Origin of the sequence: Thioclava sp. F36-6 (assembly GCF_002020305.1) — a bacterium.
GTDB lineage: Bacteria > Pseudomonadota > Alphaproteobacteria > Rhodobacterales > Rhodobacteraceae > Thioclava > Thioclava sediminum.
In genome coordinates this window covers 410,253-432,661 of the sequence record NZ_MPZX01000003.1, presented here as the reverse complement: position 1 = coordinate 432,661, position 22,409 = coordinate 410,253, and the positions used below count along the sequence as shown (strand labels likewise).

Genomic DNA, 22,409 nt, shown 5'->3' with positions numbered 1-22,409 from the left:
AAGCACCGGCGATGGGTGTGACACGGGACCGCGATGCGGCCCGATTTGGTCTTAGGGGGCTGACATGACGATCAAACTGGCCGGAGCCGATCTCGACTATCTGCTGCAACAGGCAAATATCCTGAACGATTATTCCCGACTGACGAGCGCGCTCGACCCGAACGGGGTGCGCGAAGTGTCGGGCTATAACAACAACCTCGCGGGCGGCTATACCGTCGGCGCGGATGGCACGATCGTCTGGACCGGCGGCAATGTGCATCCAGATTGGGGGCAGGCCGATACCGAGTTCCTGCGCATGTTCACCACCAACCACCCGACCGAGCCGGAATACGGCACCTCTTACGCCACCGTGCAGAAGATGTGGGTGACGCTTGTGCTGCCCGACAGCGAGGGCCGTCTTCCCGACGATCCCGATTATGTCGCGACCTCCAAGCAGGTGCTGGTCGACAACCCGATGTCGATGTCGCCTTCGATGTTCGTGGCCGACGCAAATGGCGTGGCTCCCGGCGCGGAGGGTTACATTCCGACCGTCGACGCGATGTCGATGATGGTGGCAATGTCGGATGCGCAGGCCGAATACCAGTTCGGCACGGACGGCTCGACGCTCGACATTCTCAACAGCTCGGTCGTGGTGGATTCCACTCCGCGCCTGATCTCGCAGCTGATCACCAGCTCGAACGTCGACATGACCGATCCGAACTACAACCCGGCAGCGGTCGCCGCGATGAACAATCTGGGCGGCTCGGCCGTGGACGTGTCGAACTCCGTCGTGGGCGACATTACCACCGCCTTCATGCCGAACCCCGGCATCCTCGGGGGTGTCACCTATAACGAATGGTTCGTGGCCTTCGGGCAGTTCTTCGATCACGGTCTGGACTTCATCCAGAAGACCGGCGGCGTGGTGATGATCCCGCTGAGCCCGAACGATCCGCTTTGGATCGATCCCGCCGATCCGGCCTACATCCCCGGCGTCTCGAACATGATGATGCTGAGCCGGGCGAAACTGTCGAACCCCGATACGGATTTCGACGATCAGGGCAACCTGCTGCCGGGTGTCACGCCGCTCTACAACAACAATACCGGCCTGATGATCGACCAGAGCCAGACCTACGGCTCGCATGAGGCGGTAAACGTGCTGCTGCGCCAATATGATGCCGATGGCGTCCTCACCGGCAAGCTGATCACCGGGGCCGAGGACGGGATCGTCCATCGCCCGGATGCGAATGGCAATCTGGTGGAACTCGACGTCTCGACGGGGGCGGCAGTCGCACCCGATGGCACGGAGGTCACGGGCAAGGACGAGCTGGCGACCTGGGCCGACATGAAGGTCAATGCGGCTCGGATCGGGATCGAACTGGTCGACACGGATGTGCTCGATTGCCCGTGGATCAACGCAGATGCGATCGGCCGGATGAACTTCACCCCGCAGAGCGATTTCCTGTTCCGCTCGGATCAGAGCATCGCCGACCTCGAAGCGATTGCCACCACGACCGGGATCGAGATCGGGGGCATGACCTACACCTCCTTCGCCGATGTGGCAGCTGCGGGCTACGACCCCTTCGTGCGCTGGACCCTGCAGGATGCGATGGAGGGCAAATGCGCCGCGGCCGATATCGGCGAGGTACGCACCACCAATCAGGCGATCCTTCTGGATATCGCGCATGGCGCTTCGCCGGGCGCCGATTTCCAGGGCAACGAGCTCGACCCGGCGTCGGACCCGAATGCGGGCGCCTTCACCTACGATGACGCGCTTCTGGCCCGTCACAAGGTCTCGGGCGATGGCCGCGTGAACGAGAACATCACGCTGACCTCGGTGCACCACGTCTTCCACGAAGAGCACAACATCCAGGCGCAAAACGTCATGATGTCGGCGGTCCGCGATGCGATCGCAAGCGGTGATATCGACGGGCTGAACGGCACGGATGCGGCGAATGAAGGTTGGCTGGCGGTGGATATCGACCAGATCACCTTCGACAGCTGGGCTGGCACCGATCTGACCGACGACGCGGCTGTGCAGGCCATCGTCGACAGCCTCACCTGGGATGGCGAGCGCGTCTATCAGGCCGCACGCATCATCACCGAGAGCGAATACAACCATATCGCGGTCGACCAATACATGGGCACGCTTTACCCGGCGTTGCCGGAGTTCGTGTCCTACTCGGCCGATATCAACCTCAACATCAGCCTCGAATTCGCGCAGGCCGTGTTCCGTCTGGGGCACTCGCAGCTGCGCGAGACCGTCCAGATCGCGGTGACCGACGAGGCGGGCGTCAATCCGGGCGAGCCGGGCTACGTGCCGACCTATGTCGAGAAGGGCCTCTTCGACGTCTTCCTCAATCCCGATCAGTTCGACGTCTATGGCGCGTCCGGGATCGCGGCGGGTCTGCTGACCCAGCAGGGCAACGAGATGGACGAATTCGTTACCGCCGCGCTGCAGCAGTCGTTGGTGGGTGTGCCGCTCGATCTGCCCGCGCTGAATATCGCTCGCGGTCGCGATGTCGGCCTGCCGACGCTGAACGAACTGCGCATGGAAGTCTTCGACGGGCTGACCCAGAACACCTCGAACAATACCAATGGCTCGGGCATCGCGCCCTATCACAGCTGGGAAGATTTCGGGGCGCATCTGCGCACGCCGGAATCGCTGGTGAACTTCATCGCCGCTTATGGGCGGGATGAGGACGGCACCTTCGGGCTGCAAGCCGCGCGCGACGCCTATCAGGCGGGCACGGGCGAGCTTTATGAAATCCGCGCGGCGGCGCAGGCGATCCTCGATGCCGCAGCCGATGCGTCCGATCCGCTGCATGACGAAGCGCTGATGTTCATGCGCGGTTCGGGAGAGCCGACCTACACGCCGGGTGTGGGCTGGTCGCTCTCGGGCGGGCAGGGCGATCAGGGCTTCTGGGATATCGACCTCTGGGTCGGCGGTCTGGCCGAACAGGCGATGTTCGACGGCCCGCTGGGCACCACCTTCAGCTTCATCATGCTGGACTTCACCCAGCGCCTGCAGGATGGCGACCGCTTCTACTACCTCTATCGGATGCCGGTCGGCCACCATCTGGGCGACCAGATCATCGGCGAGCAATTCGCCCATCTGATCATGCGCACCACCGGGCTGGAGCATATCCCGGACGCCTTTGCCACGCCCTCGGCGACCTATGTGCTCGACGGGACGACCTCGAGCGGCGACTACCACGACAATGCGCGCGACGGTCTGCTGGGTGTCGATGACGCCTATGGCGACAACGACTACTTCAACGCGACGCTGGAGCGGCTGCCAGACGAGGTGCGCGACGTCGCGCTCGCAAATGGTGGCTTCGAGGCGCAGGATCTCGTCGCGGCAGGAGCCCCGACCAATGCGCGCGGCACCTATCTCAACGGGGCGATCGAGGGCTGGACCCTCAACGGCACCGGCGGCACCTGGGCGCCCACCGAAGCTGCGGTGCCCTTCCTGCCCGAAGGCACGCAGGTTGCCCAGCTTGGCCGCAATGCGTCGATGACGGCCGACACCGGCACGGAGCTCGTCGAGGGAAATGTCTACACCCTGACGCTCAAAGTGGGCGACAAGATCGGCTATGTCGCGACCGGCGGCACGGTCAAACTGGTGGCCTCGGATGGCACTGTGTTGGCCAGCGCCGTTTTCGCGCCGCCGCTCGATGACGACGACGTCACGACGGACGACGCCTGGGACATGGTGACCCTAAGCACCGATGCCGTGCCCGCCGATCTCGCAGGCCTGGGCCTGAGCATCGTGGTCGAGACCGACGGCACCGGCCAATACACGCTCTTCGACAACGTCCAACTGACCGAAACCGTCCCCGGTGGCCCCGCAAATGACGGCCATATCACGGTGATCGGCCTCTCGGGCGACGACTTCATCGTCGGGGCTCTAGGCGATGACGTGCTCTATGGCGACGAGGGCAACGACCGCATCGAAGGCGCACAGGGCAACGACCACATCTATGGCGGCGACGGCGACGACTACATCACCGATTACGAGAATGACGACTTCATCCTCGGCGGGAACGGCAACGACACGATCTTTGCCGGCCCGGGTGTGCTCGACACCTCCCACGGCAACGCGGGCGATGACGAGGTCCATGGCGGCGACGGCATCGACGAGGTCTTCGGCGACGATGGCGACGACCGGCTCTATGGCGAGGGCGACACCGACCTGATGATGGGCGGTGACGGCAACGATTACATGGATGGCGGCGACAGCGTCGACGAGATGTTCGGCGGCAACGGCGCGGACTGGATGGTCGGCGGCGTGGGCGACGACAACATCAACGGCGGCTCGGGCAACGACCTGCTCGAAGGGGGCCTCGGCCCGACCGCGAACGATGGCGACCGTCTCAACGGCGACAGCCCGGCGCAGCTCAACCCGGTGATCGAGTTCAACGGAGACGGCACCGAGGGCGACATGGATATCGGCTCCTACGAGGACGCCTATATCAACGTGGTCGCGAACCTGCAGACTTCGAACAACGCAGGCACCGGTTCCGTGCTGATGGACCAATATGCCTTCCTCGAAGGGCTTGTCGGCTCGCAATATAACGACGATCTGACCGGCGCGGACGAGAATGGCATCGGCTCGAACGGGATGAACAACTATCTCGTGGGCGGCGGCGGGGACGACCGGCTGACCGGCTTGGGCGATGGCGGCGACGAGACCACGGGGCAGGCCGATTTCATCTTCGGCGACAGCGTGATCGTGGACTCGAACCTCTACTGGATCGGCGACAACCGTCACGACCAGTCGGTGACCGTGACCGGCTTCATCGAGGATTGGTACGGCACCGGCGACACCCGCGTTCAGTTCTCGGACGGCTCGCTGGGCCATATCCTCGGCGATACCGGGACGGAGGGCACCGATACGGCGCTCTATACCGGCAATCGCGACGACTACCGGATTGAGCTGATCTCGATGAACGGCCAGCAGGCGGTGAAGATCACCGATCTGCGCAACGGCACCGACAATCAGGGCAACCCGGTCGCGACCGACGGGGTGGATATCCTCGTCGGTGTCGAATGGGCCGAGTTCGCGAATGGCGAGACGATCTCGCTCAATCCCGATCCGATGTCGGACATCATGTGGAACGCGACCGGCAGCAGTGGCGGCGGCACCATCGCCCGGCTGAGCGCGGATGTGCCCTTCGGCGGCCAGGCGACCTACGAGCTGCTTTCCGGCTCGCCGGGTGTGTTGCTCACCGGGACCAACGACGATCAGATCCGCATTCAGGGCGGGCTTGGCGACAACGAGTCCCTCACCGCCACGATCCGCGCGACCGACGCGTCGGGCACGCAAGTCACCGAAACCTTCGATATCGTCACCGGCGATGCGACGGACGAGGTGATCAACCTGACCGGCGCGACGAATGACACCACGATCTACGGCCGCGAAGGCGATGACACGGTTACCGGCGGGGATGGCAATGACTCCATCGTGTGGACCGCCACCAGAGCCGGTCGGCGTCAACCTGATCGCACTGATGGACGCGATTTCGTCGATGGTGGCGCCAATGGCGCGGCGGGGGATCGCTTCGTGATCAATGGCACCAGTCAACGCGAAAACTTCGTGATCTACACGGTCGCGGCAGCGATGGCGGCAGGCGTAACGGTAAACAACGCCGCCGCCGCCGAGATCGTGATCGTGCGCAATGGGGAGGTCATCGCAGAACTCGCCAATATCGAGGAGATCACGGTCAACATGCTCGACGTGACGGCCGATGACGGCAACAACGCGCTCAACGGAAGCAACCGTGTCGAGATCGTGGGCGACTTCTCGGGCACGAGCCTTGCCTATTCCACGATTACCATCAACGGCGATACGGGCGACGACACTGTCGACATCTCGGGTCTCACCTCGGATCACCGCATCGTCTTCAACGGCGGCGGCGGCGACGACATGGTTGAGGGCTCCGAACGTCCGCAGGACGAGGTCCACGGTGCGCGCTATGGCACGCGCTCCGACAGCTCCGATCAGGACGGCTCGGATAGCGGCAGTGGTAGCGATGACGGCTCCGACAGTGCGATGCCCGACGGGCTGGTGCTGGTCGGCGACGACACCGCCGAGACCTTCATCGGCATGGAGGGCAATGACGTCATCTTCGCAGGCGGTGGCGCGGACAATGCGCTTGGCAACGAAGGCGACGACATGATCTTCGGCGACGGGGGCGCGGATCGTCTCTTCGGAGGCGAGGGTGACGACGTGATCGAGGCTGGCAAGGGCCGCGACATGGTCTTTGCCGATGACGGCGACGACACGGTGATCGCGACCGAAAACGACGGCGCCGACAGCTACTGGGGCGGGGAGGGCTCGGATACGCTCGACTACGCCGCGATCCAGGCCTCGGTCGAGGTCGATCTTGGCCACGGCACCAACGGCCATGGTCAGGTGATGATCGGCGAGACCGCGGATCAGATCTACAGCTTCGAGAATGTCATCACCGGCAGCGGCGACGACACGATCATCGCCAACAGCGCGGTCAACGTGATGGATGGCGGCGGCGGTCACGACACTTTCGTGTTCACCTCCGCGGCCGATGCCGATGGCGACCGGATCAACGGTTTCGCGCCGGGCGACAAGATCGACCTGAGCGGGATCGACGCCGATCAGGGCGCGGCCGGTTCGCAATCCTTCGTCCTGTTCGCGGCGGGCGATTTCAGCGCCGCGGGCGAGCTGCGCGTCTCCTACGAGATGCGCGACGACGGCGAGCACACGATTGTCGCGGGTAATGTCGACGACGATCTGGATGCCGATTTCGAGATCGACATCGCGGGCCGTCACATGCTCGACGCCTCTGATTTCAATGGGGTGAACTAAGGGGGTAGCGCCCGGCGGAGGGGTCCGCCGGGCGTGATTTTTCAAAGTCTCAAGATCTTGGTGGGAGGATCACATGAGCAATGCACGTCGCCGTTTCCAAGCCAGCGAAGAGGTCGTCTCCGAACGTCTCGGCCGCTATCGCGGGCTGATCGTCTTTCTTCTCGGCCTGTCCTTCGTGATCAGCCTTCTGGCGCTGACAGGCTCGTTCTACATGCTGCAGATCTACGACCGGGCGCTGACCAGCGGCTCTGTGCCGACGCTGCTGGCGCTCTCGGTTCTGGCCATCGCGCTCTACCTGTTTCAGGGCCTGTTCGATGTGCTGCGCAACCAGATCCTCGTGCGCGTCGGCGCACGGATCGACAACCGCCTCGCGCCGCTCACGCATCGCGTCGCGATCGAGATGCCGCGTTTCGGCTATTCCACCTCCGAGGCGCTGGAGCGGGGCCGCGACGTCGACACGATCCGCAGCTTCATCTCGGGGGCCGGGGCCATTGCGCTGCTCGATCTGCCATGGATGCCGCTGTTTCTCGGCTTCGTCTATCTGCTGCACCCGCTGCTGGGGCTGATGACCATCGGCGGGGCCTGCGTTCTGATCACGCTGACCGTCATCACCGAGATGATGTCGCGCCGCTCGGGCCGGGAGCTGCAGAAGGCCTCCATCGCCCGCGCGATGATCGCCGACACCAACACGCGCAACGCCGATGTGCTGCACGCGATGGGCTTCGGGCGCCGCGCGGTCGAGCGGTTTGACACCGCCAATGCCGAGCATCTGCGCCTACATGCGCGCACCAGCGACATCACCGGCACGCTCAGCGGGCTGTCGAAAGTCACCCGGATGATGCTGCAATCGGCGCTTCTGGGGCTTGGCGCTTACCTGACCATCGTGGGCGAGTTGTCGCCCGGCGCGATTATCGCCTGTTCGGTGGCCGCGTCGCGCGCCCTCGCCCCGGTGGAAATGGCGATCGGCAACTGGAAGGGCTTCGTGGCGGCGCGGCGCAGCCATGCGCGGCTGCGCGACACGCTCGCGACGCTCGAGGATGACGACACAATGGTCGCCTTGCCCGCGCCGACCGAGAGCTTCACCGTCGAGGGGATGACGGTCGTCGCGCCGGGCTCCGGAGCGGTGCTGCTGGGCGATGTCAGCTTCGATCTGAAATCGGGCGATGCGCTCGGCCTGATCGGGCCTTCGGGCTCGGGCAAGACCACGCTCGCCAAGGGGATCGTCGGAATCTGGCCACTGCTGCGGGGCCATGTCCGGTTCGACGGCGCGGCGCTTGATCAATGGCGGGTGGACCTTCTGGGCGATCATATCGGCTACCTGCCGCAGGAGGTTTCGCTGATGGAGGGCACGGTCGCCGAGAATATCGCGCGCTTTGCTCCCGATGCGACCGATGCGGATGTGGTAGCGGCGGCGAAGGCTGCGGGCGCGCATCAGACGATCATCCATCTGCCCGACGGCTACCAGACGCAGCTCGGCCCCTTCGGCACGTCGTTGTCGGCGGGCCAGCGTCAGCGCGTCGGTCTGGCGCGCGCGCTCTATGGCGCGCCCTTCCTCGTGGTGCTCGACGAGCCGAACTCGAACCTCGACGCCGATGGCGAAGCGGCGCTCAGCGCGGCCATCGCGTCGGTCCGGGCGCGTGGCGGCATCGTCGTGGTGATCGCGCACCGCCCCAAGGCGCTGGAATCCGTCAATCTCGTGGGCTTCGTTCAGGGCGGCAAGCTGGTGGCCTTCGGCCCGAAAGACGAGATCGTCAATCGATCCGTCGGGCTCAAACCGCTGCCCAAGGGCAAACGCCCCGCAGTAGCAGCGGAGCTGGGGGACAGCATCGAGCAGGCGGTGGGCTGAGCCATGGACCAGGACAAGCTCAAGCTCGGTATCCCGGATGACGAAGCGGCGCTCGCGCCGATACAGAAATACCGTGCGCCCGAGGGGCGCTCGGTCTGGCCCGGCCGCGCGGCGGTGGGGCTGGTAGCTCTTGCCTGGGCGGCGCTCGCGCGCAAGCTCTTCGGCACGGATGCGGCGCAGGCGGAAGGTGTTCAGGACGGCCCGGCCCACCCCCCGGCAGATCCCGACGCCCCCGCCGGCCCGCAGACGCCGAACGCGCATCACATCCCCGAAATGGGGCCGAGCGCGGCACTGGCGCAAGATGAGGAGCAGCCCGATCCCTTGCCCGACAACGTGATCCTGTTCCCGGGCGGAAATCCGGCTCCTTTTGCGCTTTCTCCGCAACGCTGGCACGCTAAGCACAAGGCTACGGTGGATGCGCAGGACGATACGCTTTTCTTCTCCGAGTCGATCGAGGTTAAGGAGTTCGATTTTCCGAAAGTTCCGGTCTTCTCCTCGACCCGTGCCGCGGCGCGCAAGGCGCGCGAGAGCGGGGACCGCGCGCCTGATGAGCCCCGTCCGCCGGGTCAGCCGCCCGAAGCCCCGCGCAACCGCGCGCCCGAGACGACCGGCCCCGTGCGCCTCTCGCCCGGTCGACGCGACGAGAGCTTCTTTATCGTGGCGGCCGTGCTGCTAAGCGGGGCGAGCGATCCCGACGGCGACCCGCTCTCGATCCTGTCGATGCAAGCCCAAGGGGGCGAGGTGATCGCCCATGGCGAGGGCGAATGGCTCATCAAACCCGATCAGGGGTTCGAGGGCGAATTGATGATCACCTACGATCTCAGCGATGGCGAGCTGGCAATCGGCCAGACTGCGACGGCACTGATCCTGCCGCCCGACTATCATGACGTGATCGGCACCGCCGAGGCCGATCTGCTGACCGGCACGCCCGACCGCGACGCGATCCGGGGCGAGCGGGGCGACGATATCCTCTATGGCCGCGAAGGCGACGACATGCTCGACGGCGGCGATGGCTGCGACGTGCTGATCGGCGGCGCGGGCGCGGATGTCATCTATGGCGGTGCCGGCAATGACACGGTCTTCGCAGGCGCGGGCGACGATATCGTCTTCGGCGAGGCGGGCGCGGATGCGCTGCATGGCGAAGACGGCAACGACTATCTCGACGGCGGCATGGGCGCGGACAGTCTCGATGGCGGCGCGGGCAACGATACGCTGATGGGCGGCGAAGGCTGCGATCTGCTAGATGGCGGCGCAGGCGAAGACCTCGTCTCCGGTGGCGCGGGCGAGGACCGCATCGTCGTCGCGGAGATCTCGCAGGCTTCGGGCGACAGCTACGATGGCGGCGGAGGATCCGACACGCTCGACCTCAGCCGCATCGCGGAGGCGGTCACTGTCGACCTTTCTGCCGGGACGATGACGAGCGCTGCGGGCGAGGCGACGCTCGTCAGCATCGAGAACGTCACCTCCGGAGCGGGCGACGATCAGCTGGTCGCAAGCGATGCATGCAACCTCTTCGCGGGTGGCGCGGGAGAGGACGTCTTCGTCTTCACCTCGCTCGCCGCGATACAGAACGCGGGCCAAGGCCATGACCGGATCACCGATTTCGAACCCGGTGACCGGATCGACCTCTCGCAGATCGACCCGATGGGCGAAGGCTATGGCGAGATGCGTCTGTTCTTTGCAGGCGCCACCGGTGAGGTTCCCGAGGCGCGCGGCGGCGTCTTCGTGGCCTACGAGATCGAAGACGGAGACGGAGACGGAGACAACGCTCATGAATTCACCGTCGTGAAAGCCAAGCTGAGCGCGCAGCACGAGGATGGCAGCGTCGAGGATTACGATTTCGAGATCGAACTCGACGGCCATCTCACGCTCGAAGAAACCAATTTCCTGTTTGATTGCGACGTGCCCGCCTGACGGGCTGCGCGCGAATTTTTGGTGGGGGGAAACCGAAAATGACCAAGACTCACAACGATCCGGCCCTGTTCTCGATCCGTGCGCGCATCCTGTTCGCGACGGCGTTTCTGGGCGCGCTGATCCTCGTCTTCGGCGGATGGGCGGCGCAGGCGAAACTCTCCGGCGCGGTGATCGCGCAGGGGCAGGTGGCGGTGAAATCGCAACTGAAGGTCGTGCAGCACCCGGATGGCGGCGTGATACGCGACATCCGCGTGGAGAACGGCGATCTGGTGCAGGCGGGCGACGTGGTGGTGCTGCTGGACGATACGCAGCTCCGCTCCGAATTGGGAATCGTCGAGACCCAGATCCGCGAATTCACCGGCCGCCGCGCGCGACTGATCGCGGTGCGCGACAGCGCGGCCGAGATCGTGTTCCCGGACGGATTTGAGACCGCCGAGGAGACGGCTGCGATTGCAGATGGCGAACGTCAGCTTCTGGCCCATGACCGGGCGATGCAGGATTTGCGCCGCGACCAGCTTCTGTCCCAAGTCGATCAGTTCGACGAGGAGATCCGCGCCCTTGAAGCGCAGCGCCAGTCGAACGAGATCGAACGCCGTCTGCGCGGCGAAGATCATGACCGGCTGCAAAAGCTGCTGAAGAAAGGCCTGACCGAGAAGGGCGCGATCACCGAAGTCGAGCGCGACATGGCGCGGCTCGACGGGGTCTCGGGCGAGATCGAGGCCAATATCGCGCGGGTGAAGGGCCAGATCAGCGAGTCGAACCTGCGTATCCTCGAGCTCGACCATCAGGCCCGCACCGCCGCGCAAAAGGAGCTGCGCGACATCGACGCCCAACTGGCCGAGCTTCACGAACGCGCCGTGGCCGCGCGCGACCGACTCTCGCGCACCGAGATCCGCGCGCCGATCGCAGGCGTGGTGAACGAGCTGGGCGTGCATACGGTGAACGGTGTGATCGCACCCGGCGAGCGGGTGATGGCGATCGTGCCCGATGGCGAGTTGATCGTGGAGGCGCGGCTGCGCACCACCGATATCGATCAGGTCCTGCCGGGCCAATCGGTGCGGTTGCGCTTCACCGCTTTCAACCAACGCACGACGCCGGAAGTGGCGGGAGAGGTGCGCGTGGTCGCAGCCTCGGCGACGAAGGACGAAAGCGGCGGGAGCTATTACCTCTGCGCGGTCGCGCTGACCGAGGCACCGGTGCTGCCCGATGGGCGCGGCCTGCGTCCGGGGATGCCGGTTGAGGTTTTCTTCCAGACCGGAGAGCGCACCGCGATCTCCTATCTGCTCAAGCCGGTCGCCGATCAGGTGCAGCGCACGATGCGCGAGGACTGAGGCTCAAACTGGGGCGGGCCTGCGTCCGCCCCGCGTTTCAAATCAGTTCAATTGCCCGGTTTCGCCGAGCCTTTCGGCACCAGATGGGTGATCCCCGCCGCCGCTGCACGCGCCAGCGCCGGATCGAGCGACATCGGGATATATTCGCCCGAACGCCACAGTTCCGACAGGTCGTCGTAGTGGCGGCTCAGCGGATGGCCCGATTGCCCGGTCGAGATGATGAAGACCGAACTGTCGGGATCCGCGAAATCGAGCACTTCGCGATAGCCCGCCGCATGGACATTGGCGAAGCGATCAGACCCGTCGCCGCCCTTGGTGCGCCCGCGCATCAGGGTGAAATCGCCGCCCGAGGTCGACTGCCGGATGTTCACGAACCATTTCAGCCCCGGCACCTTGCCCAGCACCTGATTGTCCTGCTCGGCGATATGCGCATCGCCCCAGCGCCAGCTCTCGATATTCGGCCCGTATTTCTTCGACAGATCCAAGAGCGCCGCGTCGAGCGACTGCCGCGCGATATCGCTGCAGGTCTCTTTCGGCGCGGACTGGATGATGTCGCACCAATGGCTCGCGCCTTGGGTGTCGCGGAAGACCCGCTCGATGAAGAGAGGCTCCAGATGGTCGAATTTCTTCGCCAGCGGGCCCAGCTCGTCGCGGATCAGCCGGTTTTGCAATTCTCGCATCCAGGCGGCGTAGATCAGCGGCTCCGGCAGATGCTCTGACATCTCGCCATCCCAGCTCGCCAGCATCTCCAGCGCGCGCTGACGCATCCGCTCGGGCGTGCCGGCGGGCGCGGGATCGCCGGTATACCACAGGTTCGCGCCCACCAACGGCAGCAGACCGCGCGCGGCAGGCGACACCGTGTCGAGCTGCGCCGAGATGAAGCTGTCGCGCGAATGCACCTCGCGCTCGCCCATCAGCTTCGACAGGCGCTGAATACGCTGCGTGTCGCCCCAGTGGAACGAGACGTTATAGGGGAAGGGCCGGTCCACCGTCTTGTTATTGGTGTTCACGACGATGCCGCTTTTCGGCTCGACGAATTGCGGGTTGTCCTTGAAGGGCAGGAAGCCTTTCCAGCGGTTCTCGGGCTTCCAGCCCGCGTTCGGCATCCGGCCTTGCGTGTCATTCGCCCGGTCGCGCAGCGGGATTTTCCCGGCCGTGACCAGCGCCACCCCGTCCTTGTCGGCCAGCGTGATGTTCTGCGCGGGTGCGACGATCTTCTTCGCCGCATCCATTGCCTGCGGTATCGAATGCGCCCGCATCAGGTCCATCGCGCCGGTCATCGTCGTGTCCTTCGGATCGAAGGCGGTCCAGCTAAGCGACATCACAGAATGCGGCGGCGTTACGGTCGCCAGATCGAAATGGCTGCCGGGCAGCACCGGTCCGTTATCGGTCCAGCGCAGGGTCAGCGTCACAGGTTTCGCATCCTTGACCTCGACGATCACGCGCTTGGTCTTGAAACGCTTCCAGCCGTCAGGCGTGCGGTATTTCGTCGGATCGTTTGGATCGATCTCTTCGATATGCAGGTCCTGATCGTCGACATAGGCCGTGGTCAGCCCCCAGCCCAGATCCTTGTTGCGCCCCGACAGCACCAGCGGCATCCCCGGGATCGTGCCGCCGATCACGCCGCCCGATTGCAGCTGCAGCCGCGCCAGATACCAGATCGAGGGCGCCGTCAGACCCAGATGCGGATCGTTGGCCAGAAGCGCGCCCCCCGCAGCCGAGCGGTCAGGCCCCGCAGCCCATGCGTTCGACGCCCCGGCAGAGCCGCGCGCGGGGAAGGGAGAGAACGCCCCCGGCGCCCCGTTCTCCGCCGTCTGAATGCCCTTTTGCATGGTCGGGAACAGACTCGCGTAATCGGGCAGGGCAGCGGTCGCCTGTTGCGGATCGTCGGGCATGATGTCGCGCACGAGGTCTTTGCCGACGAGCGACACACGGGCGCGCAGCACCTCGTCTTGCAGCTGGTTCGACAGCTGCACCGCCATCAGCTTCATGATCGCGAGCGAATCCGCGGGCGTCCAATAGGAGATCTTGCTGTCGAAGAGGAAGAATTCCGGCGCGCCGCGCCCCATTGCGCCCTCGTTGACGATCTCGATCCACTGGTTGACGCCCCGCGCATAGGCCTCGAGCGCGGCTTTGGTGTAATCGTCCTGCGAGGACACCGAGTCGACCGCCGCCTGATACAGGCCCATCCGGCGCATCAGCTCGTCGGTTTTCAGCGTCTCCTGCCCGAACACTTCCGACAGCCGCCCCTGCACCGTGCGGCGCATCAGCGTCATCTGCCAGAGCCGGTCCTGTGCATGGGCGAGCCCCAATGCGAAGAACGCGTCCGGGTCGTCCTTGCCGAAAATATGCGGCACGTCCTCGGTGGAGCGCACGATCTCCACCGGAGCGGTAAGCCCGGTGACTTTATAGGTCGCGTCGTAATCAGGAAGCGAGCGCGAGGCGAAGAAATAGATCAGCCCCCCGACGAGCACCACACCCACGATCGCGGCCATGATCAGCCGAACGCCCCATCGAAATGCCTTATACATCGAGCCCTCTGCGCGCCTCACCCGAAATCCCGCCTCCCGGCGCATGAGTTGACGCGCCCGGTTGGCGCGTTAGTAGTTGAGCCCGACGCTACAATCAACGCGCTCGCACTACACGGGGCGCGGTTTCGTATTCACGCAAGGGAGAGGTCGATGGCGAAAGTTGCATTTCTGGGGCTTGGGGTGATGGGCTATCCGATGGCGGGGCATCTCGCATCGGCGGGCCATGAGGTCACGGTCTATAACCGCACGGCCGCCAAGGCCGAGAAATGGGTCTCCGAGCATGGCGGGTCGGCCGAAGCGACCCCGCGCGAAGCCGCGAAAGGCGCGGATTTCGTGATGTCCTGTGTCGGCAATGACGACGATCTGCGCGAGGTCTGCCTCGGCAAGGACGGCGCATTCAAGGGCATGAAAACCGGCGCGGTCTTCGTCGATCACACGACGGTTTCGGCTGCTGTGACCCGCGAATTGGCGGGCGAGGCGGCGGGCCACGGCGTAGCCTTCATCGACGCCCCGATCTCGGGCGGGCAGGCGGGGGCCGAGAACGGCCAGCTGTCGGTCATGTGCGGCGGCGACGCGGCGGCCTATGACAAGGCCGAGCCGGTGATCGACGCCTATGCCAAGATCTGCCGCCGTCTGGGCGAAAGCGGCGCGGGGCAGGTGACCAAGATGTGCAACCAGATCGCGATTGCAGGTCTGGTGCAGGGTCTCGCCGAGAGCCTGAACTTCGCCGAGAAGGCCGACCTGGATATCGCTGCCGTGGTCGAGGTGATCTCGCAAGGGGCCGCCGGCTCGTGGCAGATGGCCAACCGCTACGAGACCATGGCGAAGGACGAATTCGACTTCGGCTTCGCGGTGGATTGGATGCGCAAGGATCTGGGGATCTGCCTGAAGACCGGCGACGAGATCGGGGCCTCGCTGCCCGTCACGGCGCTGGTCGATCAGTTCTACAAGGACGTGCAGGCGATGGGCGGCAATCGCTGGGACACATCCTCGCTGATCGCGCGTCTGCGCAAACTGGGCTGAGCGGGCAGGGCGGCGGACCACTGAGGTCCGCCGCCCACCCTTGCCGCTTCGGCGCTTGGCCCCTAAACCTGCGCCATGCGCATCCTCGAGAACATCATCAGCGACCGCGGCTCGAAATACGCGGTCTCGGGCGGACCTTGCGCCTCCGAGGAGGAGGCCAAGGCCTTCGTCAAGGAACTGTGCCGGAAGAAGAAATACGCCAAGGCCACGCATAACACCTGGGCGCTTCTGACGGCGGAGGCCCCGGTGAAGAACGACGATGGCGAGGCGGGAGCGGGCATGGTGATCCTGCGGATGCTCGAGCGCGAAGAGCTCTATGACCACATCATCGTCGTCACCCGCTGGTTCGGCGGCAAGCATCTGGGCGGCGACCGCTTCCGTCATGTGCAGGAGGCGGTGCGGATCTACCTCGAAGACCTGCGCGCGGGCTGAAGCGCGCCGCTACCGCAGCGCCAGAACCGGGATATCCGACGCGGCCGTACCGGAGATCTGCTCCACCGGCTTGGCCCCGCCGGTCTGGCTCAACGCCTTCGCAAGATCGGATGCCAGCGGCCCCGCCGTCGACCCGTCGCTCGGCACCAGCCCGTCATCGCGGGTGATCGCCCCTATCCAGAGCCGCGCACCGGATGCATCGGTATAGCGCGTCTGCCACAGCCGAAGCCGTGGCAGCTTGTCGGTCGCGTCGCCATCCGGCACGCGGGTGAAGCCAAGCCCGCTCGGCTCGTTCTTCCAGAACAGCGGCGCGAGCGCGGCGCCGGGGCGCATCGTATCGCGCACAGCCCCGAAGGCGGCGCCCGCGAGCGTCTTGAGGGTCACCGCATCGGCGCGTTGCCAGCCAATCGCGCTCAGCGCCGTCGTGATCTGATCGGGGTTCGTCGCCCAGAGCCCGATCGAGAGCGGGAACTGTTGATCCGCGTCGAGTGTCTGCGCCATCAGCGGCGCGTCACGCAGCGCCTGCGGCTCGGCCCCTTCCGAGATCACGATCAGCGGCTGCGCCACGGGGGGCCGGTTCAGCGCCTTGGAATAATCGCGCACGCGAACCATCGTGAAGCCCAGCAGAGCCAACGTCACGACGCCGATCACGCCCATCTGCCAACTGGGCCGCGCGCGCGGCGCCCCGGCCCATCGCGGATACAACCACTCGGCCACCGCGATACCCACCAGCAAGCACATCGCGCCAAGAAGGCAGCCACCGAGCACGTCGCTCAGGTAATGTTCGACGAGATAGAGGCGGCTCAACCCGATCAGACCGGCGACCACGGCCGCCAGAAAGCTCGCGCTCAGCGCCCCGAGCCGCGTCAGCCGCCAGAGGAGGAAGGCCAACATCCCGTAAAAGGCGACCGAGAGGGTGGCGTGGCCGGAAGGGAAACTGCCCGAGGTCTCGTGGAAATAGCCCAGAATGGAGCGCGGTCGCCCGAAGCTTGCCTTCAGGATGATCACCGAAATCAGGTCCAGCCCGAGCGAGACCACGAGCCCCGCAGCCAGATCGAACCGACGCAGCCACGCGAGCCAGACGAGCGCGAGCACGAGCAGCGCCGCCACGAGCTGGGTATCGCCGAGCGCGGTGATCCAGGTGAAGATCTGGATGAGGCCCGGCGTCCAGAACAGCCGCATCAGCGCCGCCAGCCGCGCGTCGATCTGCACGATCGGGTCGCTTTGCAGGAAGTCGAGCGACAGCCCGACCAGCACCGAGGCGAGGTAGAGGAAGGCGAGTGCCAGAAGGCTCAGCGGGAGGCCGGAGAACTTGCTGCGGTCGAGCCTGCGCGCGATCCATGCCGCCGTTTTCGGATGGCGTCCGCCCCAGCTGTCGACGCGGGGGTGACGGGCGACCTCATCCATCAATCCGCCCGCCATCGCGAGAAGATAGGGCACCGCCCGGTCGAGCCGTCTCAGGACCCAGAAGAGCAATGCCGCGATCACGACGAGACCGAGCAGGAACAAGGTGTTGCGTGTCATCATCGGGCCGAGCTTGGTGAACCCCGCGCCAAGCGCATAGCCGAAGCCGACATGGAAAATCGCGTAAGGAAAGCCGCTCAGCAGGTTCCAGATCCGGAAGCGTCGCGTCTCCATCCCGGCGAGGGCGGCAGCGAAGGGCACGAAGCCCGCCACGGGGCCGAGGAACCGCCCAATGACGATCGCGAAGCCGCCATGGCGCGCAAATAGCTTCTCCGCGCGGCGATAGGCGGCCATGCCTTCGACATTCCAGCGCCCGAGCATGCCGCGCCGCGCGTGGCGACCAAGCCAGAACGTGGCCTCTCCGCCGAGGACCGAGCCGATCGCTACGAACCACATAAGGTCGAGAGGGTCGAGCATCCCCTGCTGCACCATCACGCCGCCGGCATCGACAAGCAGAGTGCCGGGCAGGAAAATCCCGGTCGGCAGGAAGGCCTCCAGCCCCGCCGCCGCCCCGATCACCCAGTAGCCGAAGATCCCCAGGGCGGCGAGATTCGGGAGCACTTGGTGGATGGCGTCTAGCATTTCAGTCCTTCGTCAGCAGATTGCGCGCGCCGCCCGAGATCAGCAGCGTAATTTCGGTGAGCGCGAGATAGGGGGAGGTGCCGGGCGGAAGCGCGACATAATGGGGTCGCCATTCGGGCCGGAATTTCTGTTTGAAACGCCGTAACCCTTCGAAGTTATAGAAACTTCCGCCGTGACGATAGATCAGATTGCCAAGGCGGCTGGTCAGCCGCGCAGAGGCACGGTCGGGCAGGCCTGCCAGCGGCGCGAGGCCGAGGCTGAGCTCCGTCGCACCGCGGTCGCGCAACGCCTCGATCAGGCCGATGAACAGGAATTGCATGACGCCGTCGGCTGCCTCCGGGCGGTACCGCATCAGGTCGATCGCGAAACGCCGTGCATCCGGCCCGCCCAGTAGGTTCGCGAAGCCGAGAATTTCGCCCTCGCGCCGGATCAGCGCAATCTCGCAATGGTTGAGGTAGCGCGGATCGAAGCGGCCGATGGAGAAGCCTTTTTCGCGGCCTTTTTGGCCTGCCAGCCAAGCATCGGACACGTCACGGAGCGTCGCGATCAGCTCCGGCGCATGCGGCGGGGACGCGATCTCTAGCGTGAAACCCTCGCGCAGGGCGCGGTTCTGCTCGGCCCGCATCGTCTTGAATTTCGACCCCGTGAGCGAGAATTTCTGAAGGTCGACCACGGCCTCCTCGCCGATCTTGTGCAGCGCGTAGCCCATCTCGATCCAGAGCGGCAGGTTCTTCGTCGAGACCTCGTAGAAGACAGGGGTGAGCCCCTCGCTCACCGCGCGTTCGTGAAACTCCCACGCCAGTTGCCGCGCCGCCTCGGGCGGGCCGACGGGATCGCCGAGCACGACCCGCATCCCGCCGCGCTGCGCATACATCAGGAAGGCCGAGCGGTCGGGCGAGAACATCACGCATTTGTCGCCCGTCAGCGCGAACCAGCCCTGCGGCACGTCTTGAGCGGTGAGGATTTCAGCGACCGCGATGTCCTGTTCGGGATCGACGGAGAAGGTGAAGCGGCGCATCGGGCGCAGCGTCAGCCACAGAAGGAAGCCAAGGAGCAGCGCGCTGATCAGGAGCCCGGCCCGGAGAGCCCGTGGTGTGGGTGAACTCGCGGTAAAATCGAGCCAGAGCGCGTTGGAATAGGGATGCGCCGCATAGGCGAGGAAGAAAAACACCGCCGCCGAGGCCACCATTCCAAGGATGACCGCGAACCACAGGGGCCCGTAGCCCCCTTCGGTCAGCGCGACCCGACGGTGAAAGGCCCCGCGGAACGGCAGCAACACCACCGCGGCGAGCGACAGGACAACCGCGTTGTCGATGTCGAGATCGGCCGCCAAAACCGAGATCACGCCAAGCACCAGCCCCGCAAGTACCAGCCAATAGGCAAGTCTCACCCGGCGCACCAAGCCATGCGACAGCACGATCAACAGCACACCCGCGAGGGCACAAAGCTGCGTGCCGCCCTCTGCGAGAACCGCCGTGATCAGCCCCGGCTCGCCGCCTTGTCGGCCAAGCACCGGCATCAGCGCGACGATCACCATCCAGAAGCCGAGGCCCAGCACCGCGACCCCGGCGATCCGGGGGGCGATGCCCTCGATACCGGTGATCACCGGGCGCATCGGCTCGGAGATTTCGCCGAAGACGCGCGTGGCCCAGCCGCCCGCGAGCCGCGCCTCGTTTAGCGAGACCACGACGAAAGCGATCACGAAGGGCAGCAGGAAATAGATCATCCGGAAGGCCAGAAGGCCCGCTGCCGCCTCGCCCAAGGGCACGCCCGCGGGCAGGGCGGCGATCACCACCGTCTCGAACACGCCGACGCCGCCGGGGACGTGGCTCAGGATGCCGACCATGCTGGCCGCGGCGTAGATCGCGACGAAACTCGCAAATGGCGGCGTGCCTGCGGGCATCAGCACCCAAAGCGCGCCCGCGGCCATGGTCGAGTCGAACAGCGCCACAGCGAGTTGCCCCACGAGGATGCGCGGCGCGGGCATCGCGATCTCGCGGTCGCGGATGCGCAAGGCGCGCCCGGTATAGGAGAGCCAGAAGGCCCCGCCCAGAAGCAGCGCCGTCGCCGCAAGCGCACCCATGCGGATCAGGCCCTCCGGCGCGGAGATGACGCCCGCGAGCGCTGCCGGATGCACGCAGAGCGCCAGAGCGCCGACCATCGTCAGCCCGAGCCCCATCGCCAGCGCGATATAGGACGACAGCGCCGCGACCTCGAAGGCGTTCAAACCGGCGGCGGAATAGATGCGGTAGCGCACGGCCCCGCCCGAAATCACGCTGATCCCGACCGTGTTGCCGAAGGCGTAGCCCAGAAACCCGCCAAGCGCGACGGTGCGCAGCGGCAACTGCTTGCCAAGGTAATGCAGCGCCCAGAAATCATAGCCGACCAGCGCCAGATAGCCCAAAGCGGTCGCGCCCACGGCCGCGCCGAGCGTGGGCCACGGCGTCGCCTTGATCTGCGCGATCACCTGATGGACGTCGATGCTCGCAAGAAGATGATGCAGCGCCCACAGCCCCATCAGGAACAGCACGAGCCCGAGCGCAATCGGCCAGAGAATCTTCACACGCGATTGGGGCGGGGCAGGTTGCGCCGGATCAGCGAGAGCCATGTTATATTTCCACGTTTTTTCCTATCTCTGGCGGGACAATCGCAGAAGGAATTTATGGCCTTCTTAAAATTCCGTAAGAAATCGTCCCGAACGCACCTTATTGGCCGAGACCGCGCGACTTACTAGAGAAAGAAAACAGAAACACACGCGGCGCCGAGAGCAAACGCTCCCGACGCCGTCGCGGGTCCGTTACGCGGCGGCAGGTTTAAATCCGGACCCGGCCGCCGCGTCATGGGCTCTTAGAGCTTCACCCAAGCCGCGCCATTCGGGCCGAGCGACAGCGTGCCGCCCTCCAGCGTCGCGGCAAGGCAGGGGCCGACAAGCTCCCCGTCGGCGTCGAGCGTTACCGGATCGGGGCCGAGGTTGAAGTAGCAGGCGAATTTCATCGCGCCATCGTCGCGAATGAAGCCGAGCACCGGGTCGGGCAGGTCGAGGAATTTCGACGCGCCCTCGCGCAGCACCGGGTTTTCCTTCCGGAAGGCCAGAACGCGGCGGTAATAGGCGAGGACCGAACCCTCATCGGCTTCTTCGATTGCAACGGCGCGGGCCGCTTGCGGCGGCTTCACCGGCAGCCACGGCTTGGCTTTGGAGAAGCCCGCATTCGTGCTCTCGTCCCAGACCATCGGCGTGCGGCAACCGTCGCGCCCCTTGTTCTCGGGCCAGAAACGCAGGCCGGGCGGGTCGGTCAGCTCGTGATATTCCATCTCGGTCTCGGTCTGGCCGAGTTCCTCGCCCTGATAGATCCCGATCGTGCCCTGGAAGGACGCGAGCATCGCGATGGCCAGCCGCGCGATGCTGTCCTCGGTGCCGTATTTCGCCCAGCGGGTGACATGGCGCTGAACGTCGTGGTTCGAGAAGGACCAGCTCGGCCAGCCGTCCGGCGCGCCTTTGAAGAAGCCCTCGATCTTGCCGCGGAAATGCGCGGGCGTGAATTTCGGGCCCAGCATGTCGAAGCTGTAGGCCATGTGCAGACGGTCATCGCCGCGGGTGTATTCTTCCATGATGCCGAGCGCGCGATGGGGCGCTTCGCCGACTTCACCGATCAGCGTGCGCGCCTCGTAGTCGTCCATCACCGCGCGCATCTTCTTGAGGAAGGGGACGTTTTCGGGACGGTTCTTGTCGAACTCGTGATCCTGCATGTCGTAGGTCGAGACCGGCGGCCAGCGTTCGGGATCGGGGTCCATCGCCGGATTGTCGCGCAGTTTCGGGTCGTGGAAGTAGTAGTTCACCGTATCGAGGCGGAAGCCATCGACACCGCGATCCAGCCAGAAGCGGAACACGTCGAGCAATTCGTCCTGCACCTCGGGATTGTGCAGGTTCAGGTCGGGCTGCTCGATCAGGAAGTTATGCAGGTAATACTGGCCGCGCTCGGGGGCGTATTCCCACGACGAGCCGCCGAACACCGATTGCCAGTTGTTCGGCGGGCTGCCATCGGGCTTGGGATCGGCCCAGACATACCAGTCCTTCTTTGCGCCGCCTTTCTTGGAGTCCTTGAACCACGGATGCTGATCGGAGCTGTGCGAGATCACCTGATCGATCACGACTTTCAGGCCCAGCTCATGGGCGCGCGCCACCAGCGCGTCGAAACCCTCCAGCGTGCCGAATTGCGGATCGATGCCGCGATAATCGGAGACGTCATAGCCCATATCCGCCATCGGCGAGGTGAAGATCGGCGACAGCCAGATCGCATCGACGCCCAGCGAGGCGACATGATCGAGCCTGCGCGTGATCCCCTTCAGATCGCCGATCCCGTCGCCCGAGTCGTCTTGAAAGCTACGCGGATAAATCTGGTAGATAACCGCCCCGCGCCACCAATCCTTCGCCATGAATCGCTCCTCTTTCAGTTTCCTGTTGC

General features: G+C 65.3%; 10 protein-coding genes. 6 read left to right on the top strand and 4 right to left on the bottom strand.

Going from position 1 to position 22,409, the window contains the following annotated elements:
- Positions 1-64 precede the first annotated feature (64 nt).
- From BMI88_RS16220 to BMI88_RS16205, 4 genes are all read left to right on the top strand, one after another.
- Positions 65-6,823 (top strand): peroxidase family protein, encoded by a 6,759-nt coding sequence (locus BMI88_RS16220; RefSeq protein ID WP_078550396.1) that lies wholly within the window; start codon positions 65-67, stop codon positions 6,821-6,823.
- 73 nt (positions 6,824-6,896) lie between these two features.
- Positions 6,897-8,669: a type I secretion system permease/ATPase gene (locus tag BMI88_RS16215; protein ID WP_078550394.1), complete on the top strand. Its 1,773-nt coding sequence runs from the start codon at positions 6,897-6,899 to the stop codon at positions 8,667-8,669.
- 3 nt (positions 8,670-8,672) lie between these two features.
- Positions 8,673-10,583 carry a cadherin-like domain-containing protein gene (locus BMI88_RS16210; protein WP_078550392.1) on the top strand — a complete coding sequence of 637 codons (1,911 nt, stop codon included), beginning with the start codon at positions 8,673-8,675 and terminating at the stop codon, positions 10,581-10,583.
- Positions 10,584-10,621: 38 nt separating this feature from the next.
- Positions 10,622-11,914 (top strand): HlyD family type I secretion periplasmic adaptor subunit, encoded by a 1,293-nt coding sequence (locus BMI88_RS16205; RefSeq protein ID WP_078550390.1) that lies wholly within the window; start codon positions 10,622-10,624, stop codon positions 11,912-11,914.
- Positions 11,915-11,961: 47 nt separating this feature from the next.
- Here the strand turns inward: BMI88_RS16205 and BMI88_RS16200 are convergent, their stop codons facing one another.
- Positions 11,962-14,445: a penicillin acylase family protein gene (locus BMI88_RS16200; protein WP_078550388.1), complete on the bottom strand. Its 2,484-nt coding sequence runs from the start codon at positions 14,443-14,445 to the stop codon at positions 11,962-11,964.
- 48 nt (positions 14,446-14,493) lie between these two features.
- Here BMI88_RS16200 and BMI88_RS16195 point away from each other — a divergent pair, with 48 nt between their 5' ends.
- Both BMI88_RS16195 and BMI88_RS16190 read left to right on the top strand, forming a co-directional pair.
- The gene (locus BMI88_RS16195) at positions 14,494-15,468 is read left to right on the top strand and encodes an NAD(P)-dependent oxidoreductase (RefSeq protein WP_281480335.1); all 975 of its coding nucleotides are present in this window, start codon (positions 14,494-14,496) and stop codon (positions 15,466-15,468) included.
- Positions 15,469-15,543: 75 nt separating this feature from the next.
- Positions 15,544-15,900, top strand: coding sequence for a YigZ family protein (locus tag BMI88_RS16190; protein WP_078550384.1), 357 nt, complete (start codon positions 15,544-15,546; stop codon positions 15,898-15,900).
- A 9-nt stretch (positions 15,901-15,909) separates the two neighbouring features.
- On the opposite strand, the gene BMI88_RS16185 is transcribed toward BMI88_RS16190, so the two are convergent.
- The 3 genes from BMI88_RS16185 to BMI88_RS16175 form a co-directional block, all read right to left on the bottom strand.
- Positions 15,910-17,946 carry a bifunctional DedA family/phosphatase PAP2 family protein gene (locus tag BMI88_RS16185; RefSeq protein WP_078550382.1) on the bottom strand — a complete coding sequence of 679 codons (2,037 nt, stop codon included), beginning with the start codon at positions 17,944-17,946 and terminating at the stop codon, positions 15,910-15,912.
- Between the two features lies 1 nt (position 17,947).
- The gene (mprF, locus tag BMI88_RS16180) at positions 17,948-20,554 is read right to left on the bottom strand and encodes a bifunctional lysylphosphatidylglycerol flippase/synthetase MprF (protein ID WP_078550380.1); all 2,607 of its coding nucleotides are present in this window, start codon (positions 20,552-20,554) and stop codon (positions 17,948-17,950) included.
- Positions 20,555-20,793: 239 nt separating this feature from the next.
- Positions 20,794-22,380, bottom strand: coding sequence for an alpha-amylase family glycosyl hydrolase (locus BMI88_RS16175; protein WP_078550378.1), 1,587 nt, complete (start codon positions 22,378-22,380; stop codon positions 20,794-20,796).
- Positions 22,381-22,409 lie beyond the last annotated feature (29 nt).

Excerpts from the sequence above, each read along its gene's own strand:
- BMI88_RS16190 (WP_078550384.1), top strand. The coding sequence starts at position 15,544 with ATGCGCATCCTCGAGAACATCATCAGCGACCGCGGCTCGAAATACGCG.
- BMI88_RS16175 (WP_078550378.1), bottom strand. The coding sequence starts at position 22,380 with ATGGCGAAGGATTGGTGGCGCGGGGCGGTTATCTACCAGATTTATCCG.
- BMI88_RS16220 (WP_078550396.1), top strand. The coding sequence starts at position 65 with ATGACGATCAAACTGGCCGGAGCCGATCTCGACTATCTGCTGCAACAG.
- BMI88_RS16200 (WP_078550388.1), bottom strand. The coding sequence starts at position 14,445 with ATGTATAAGGCATTTCGATGGGGCGTTCGGCTGATCATGGCCGCGATC.
- BMI88_RS16185 (WP_078550382.1), bottom strand. The coding sequence starts at position 17,946 with ATGCTAGACGCCATCCACCAAGTGCTCCCGAATCTCGCCGCCCTGGGG.
- BMI88_RS16215 (WP_078550394.1), top strand. The coding sequence starts at position 6,897 with ATGAGCAATGCACGTCGCCGTTTCCAAGCCAGCGAAGAGGTCGTCTCC.
- BMI88_RS16205 (WP_078550390.1), top strand. The coding sequence starts at position 10,622 with ATGACCAAGACTCACAACGATCCGGCCCTGTTCTCGATCCGTGCGCGC.
- BMI88_RS16210 (WP_078550392.1), top strand. The coding sequence starts at position 8,673 with ATGGACCAGGACAAGCTCAAGCTCGGTATCCCGGATGACGAAGCGGCG.
- mprF (WP_078550380.1), bottom strand. The coding sequence starts at position 20,554 with ATGGCTCTCGCTGATCCGGCGCAACCTGCCCCGCCCCAATCGCGTGTG.